Source organism: Myxococcus llanfairpwllgwyngyllgogerychwyrndrobwllllantysiliogogogochensis (assembly GCF_006636215.1).
GTDB lineage: Bacteria > Myxococcota > Myxococcia > Myxococcales > Myxococcaceae > Myxococcus > Myxococcus llanfairpwllgwyngyllgogerychwyrndrobwllllantysiliogogogochensis.
This window is the reverse complement of the sequence record NZ_VIFM01000470.1, coordinates 1-3,772: the sequence shown is the minus strand read 5'-3', so window position 1 is coordinate 3,772 and position 3,772 is coordinate 1. Positions and strand designations below refer to the sequence as shown.

Annotated in this window: 3 protein-coding genes; all 3 read left to right on the top strand. The window is 70.9% G+C overall.

Translation table 11 applies throughout. From position 1 onward, the window contains the following. Positions 1-405, top strand: a 405-nt coding sequence (locus FJV41_RS48410; protein WP_141649395.1) for a QcrA and Rieske domain-containing protein, incomplete at its 5' end; no start/stop codon positions are given. A 161-nt stretch (positions 406-566) separates the two neighbouring features. Next, entirely contained in the window at positions 567-2,249 is a 1,683-nt protein-coding gene (locus tag FJV41_RS48405) for an adenylate/guanylate cyclase domain-containing protein (protein WP_141649394.1), read from the top strand. A gap of 83 nt (positions 2,250-2,332) precedes the next feature. Beyond that, a partial coding sequence (locus FJV41_RS48400; RefSeq protein WP_141649393.1) for a serine/threonine protein kinase occupies positions 2,333-3,772 on the top strand: 1,440 nt, incomplete at its 3' end.

Sequence of the window (3,772 nt, the reverse complement as noted above, 5' to 3'; positions counted from 1 at the left end):
GAGTGGCGGGAGGCCATCGTCCTGGACCTCCCGCCCGACGGCGCCGCCTGTCCCGGGGCGCCGGTGCCGGGCACGGCCGAAGAGGGCTGGGTGGAAGTGCGGCTCGCGGACCACCCGGCGTTGCAATCACCAGGAGGCCACGCCGAGGTGCGCGTGCCCGAAGCGCTCCTGGACGTGGTGCTCGTGCACACGCGGCCCGGCTGCTTCGTGGCGCTGTGGCGCATCTGCACGCACGGAGACTGCGCCGTGGACTGGCTCCCGGCCGAGGGCGTCATGGAGTGTCCCTGTCACGGCTCCCGCTTCGCGCTGGATGGCGCGGTGCTCCAAGGCCCCGCCCAAAGAGCGCTGACGGCCTTCACCGCGGTGCGCCACGGACAGTCCGTCTTCATCCACCGGCCGCGCTGAGGACTCACCCTGGCGGGCACTTGCGAGTCGCCCGGAGCACTGTCAGTCTTGACGCGGCGCGAAGCACTTGCGCCGGCAGTCCGGGTCACTCCTGTCCCCCCTCTCGAAGCGGTGTCTCCTTCTCTCATGAGACGGGAGAGTCGTGTAATGTCGGGCATTCGATGTGGCAGATCATCATCAACGGGCCCGGCTACTTCGATACGTCCTACGATTTGCCCGAGGGCGTGACGAGCCTCGGCCGCGCGGACGAGAACGATATCGTCCTGGGTGGCGACCTCGTTTCGCGCCGGCACGCGCGCCTGTACGTCGAGGCGGACATCCTCCGCATCGAGGACCTGGGCAGCCGTAACGGCAGTCGCGTCAACGGCGCGCCCTTGCAGGGCTCACGACAACTGTCCCCCGGGGACACCGTCGCGCTGGGCGAGAACACGCTCGCGGTCCGCCAGCCCAACACGGTGGAGAACGCGGCCACGGAGATGGTGGACCTGGGCGCGGGCGGCGTCGTGCGCTTCGGCCATGGGCAGGACGTGGGGCCCTCCGTGCTGCTGGCCAAGAGCGTGCGGGACGCGGACGTGCTGCGCCTGTTGGACAACGTGGGGCCCATGCCCTTCGAGGACTTCAGCAGCGCGTCCACGCCGATTGCGCCCGCCAGTCCCCGCGTGGGCCAGGAGACGCTGGTGCTGATGTTCCGCACCGCGGAGGCGCTCTCCACCGCCACCACGCTGTCCACCTTCCTGGACATGACGATGGACCGGCTGCTGGAGCGCACGGACGCCACGACGGCCGTCGTGCTGCTCAAGCACCCCACGGGCGCGCTGGTGCCGGCGGCGGTGCGTCACCGGGGCAAGCTGGCCAAGGGCGAGGTGCCCGTGTCCGACGCCATCGTCGACGAGGCGCTGAAGCAGGGCCGCGCGCTCGCCGTGGGTGACGTGCGCGACGACCGCCGCTTCGCCGCCCGCGAGAGCGTCATCCTCTACGGCGTGGACAGCGTGCTGTGCATCCCCATTGGCGCCGAGCCCCCGTACGCGGGCGTGCTCTACGTCAACACCTCCGCGAAGGGGGATGGGCTGGAGCCGATGCTGGATGCGTGCTCGGCGGTGGCGCACCTGGTGGCCACGGGCGTGCAGAAGTTCTCCCCGAAGGAGGGCGGCGCCACGCTGGAGCGGATGCGCCGGATGCTGGAGCGCTTCCACCCACCGGATATCGCGGAGCGCCGCGCGTCGGAGGCCCTGCGTCAGGGGGGACGGCTGCCGGGGCTGGAGGAGCGCACCCTCACCGTGCTGCACGTGGAGCTGGTGGGCTTTGGCGCGCTGGCTCCGCGCATCGGCGCGGCCAAGGCCACCCAGTTGCTCAACGAATTCCACTCGCGAGCCACCGGCATCGTGTTCAGCTTCGAAGCCACGGTGGAGGGCTTCCAGGGCGACTCCATGCGGGCGCTGTTCGGCGTGCCCTACGTGAAGGGCGAGGACTCCGTGCGGGCCGTGCGCGCCGCCCTGTCCCTGCGCGCGGACTGGGAGCGGGCCATGAGCCGCCGTCCCCTGGACGAGCGCTGTGAGCTGCGGCTGGCCCTGCACACCACGCGCGCGCTGGTGGGGATGATCGGCAACGAGGTGCGCTCGGACTACACGGCGGTGGGCGAGGGCATGGCCGTGGCCGGATGGCTGGCCGCCACGGGCAACCCCGGCCAGGTGCTGATGACCGGCAAGATGCTGGCCTCCGTGGGGGCCCGCTTCGACGTGATGCCCCTGGGGGAGCGGATGGTGCGCGCACCCCGGGAGAAGGTGGCCGTCTTCGAGGTGCTCGACGAGGATGTCGGCACGCTCACCAACCCGGGACTGCGGTGAAAACCCCTCGCGGCAGGTTGACGGGTTGATGCCGTGGCCCTGGACGGGGTTCAATGGGGTCCGAGTGGTGGACCCCCGCCTCCATGAACGCCCATAACCCTTCCGCCCGGCTGCGTCCGTTCCGGCCCCAGCCCTTTGGCCGGTACACCCTCCTGTCCCATCTGGCGACGGGCGGCATGGGTGAGATCTATCTCGCCCGCTTGGAGGGCGCGCAGGGCTTCGAGAAGCTGTGCGTCATCAAGAAAATCCTCCCGCAGCTCGCGGAGGACAGCGACTTCGTCGAGCGCTTCGTGGGCGAGGCGCGCACCCTGGTCCGGCTGAGCCATGGCTCCATCGCCCAGGTGCTGGACATGGGGCTGCACGAGGGCGAGGCCTACATGGCCCTCGAGTACGTGGACGGCAAGGACCTGCGCAAGGTGGCCGCCCGGGTGCGGGACAGGCAGGTGCCGCTGCCGCTCACCTTCATCCTCTACATCATGGGCCGGGTGCTGGACGCGCTCGCCTATGCGCACCGCAAGAAGGATGACGACGGCGAGGACCTGAAGCTGGTCCACCGGGACATCTCTCCGCAGAACATCCTCATCTCCTACGAGGGGGAGGTGAAGGTCGTCGACTTCGGGCTCGCCAAGAGCCGGCTGTCCGCGGCGAAGACGAACCCGAGCATCATCCTGGGCAAGTTCCTCTACATGTCCCCGGAGCAGGCGCGGCACCAGCCGGTGGACCGCCGGAGTGACTTGTACGCGGTGGGCCTCACGCTCTACGAGCTCATCGCCGGCAAGAACCCCTTCGACGGCATCCACCCCGGCGAGCTGATGTCCGTGGTGGCCAACCCCAAGGTCGCCCCCCTGGACGACGTGGAGCCGCTCACGCCGCGCTCGGTGACGGCGTTGGTGGCCAAGGCGCTGGAGGTGGACCCCACGCAGCGCTTCCAGACGGCGGAGGAGTTCCGTGGCCGGCTGCAGACGTGCCTGATGGAGATTGACGCCAGCGCGGGCCCGGAGAGCGTCAGCCGCTTCATGCGGGAGCTCTTCACGGCGGACTTCCAGTCCGAGCGGCGCCTGTTGGCCAGCCTCAAGGACGTGCCACGCGGAGGTGTCCCCGAGCCACGGGCCGCGGCGCAGGAGCAGGACGACGGTGGCACCGCGCCCCGCGCGACGCTGCCGGCGGGGGCCATCCTCCCCGCGAAGACCATCCGGTTGGATGGCCCGGTGGAGGCGCTCTCCTTCCACCCCACGCCGCGCAGCCGCGAGGCCGGCGGGCCGGTGAATGACGGCGAGACGCGTCCGGGCATTCCCATGGACGAGGCCACGCGGCCCGCCTTCCCGCTGGAGGCCCTGGAGGAAGAGGCCCGCGCCCGGGCGAGCCGGCTGAATCCGGACACGTCGCCCTCGGTGGAGGTGGAGCCGGAGGCCTTCAACCGTCCTCCTCCCACGCCGCCGCCCGCCGTTGCTCCCGTGATGCGCCCGCCCTCGCAGACGCGGGAGGTGCCGCTGGCCACCGTGCCGCCGGAGGCCATTCCACCC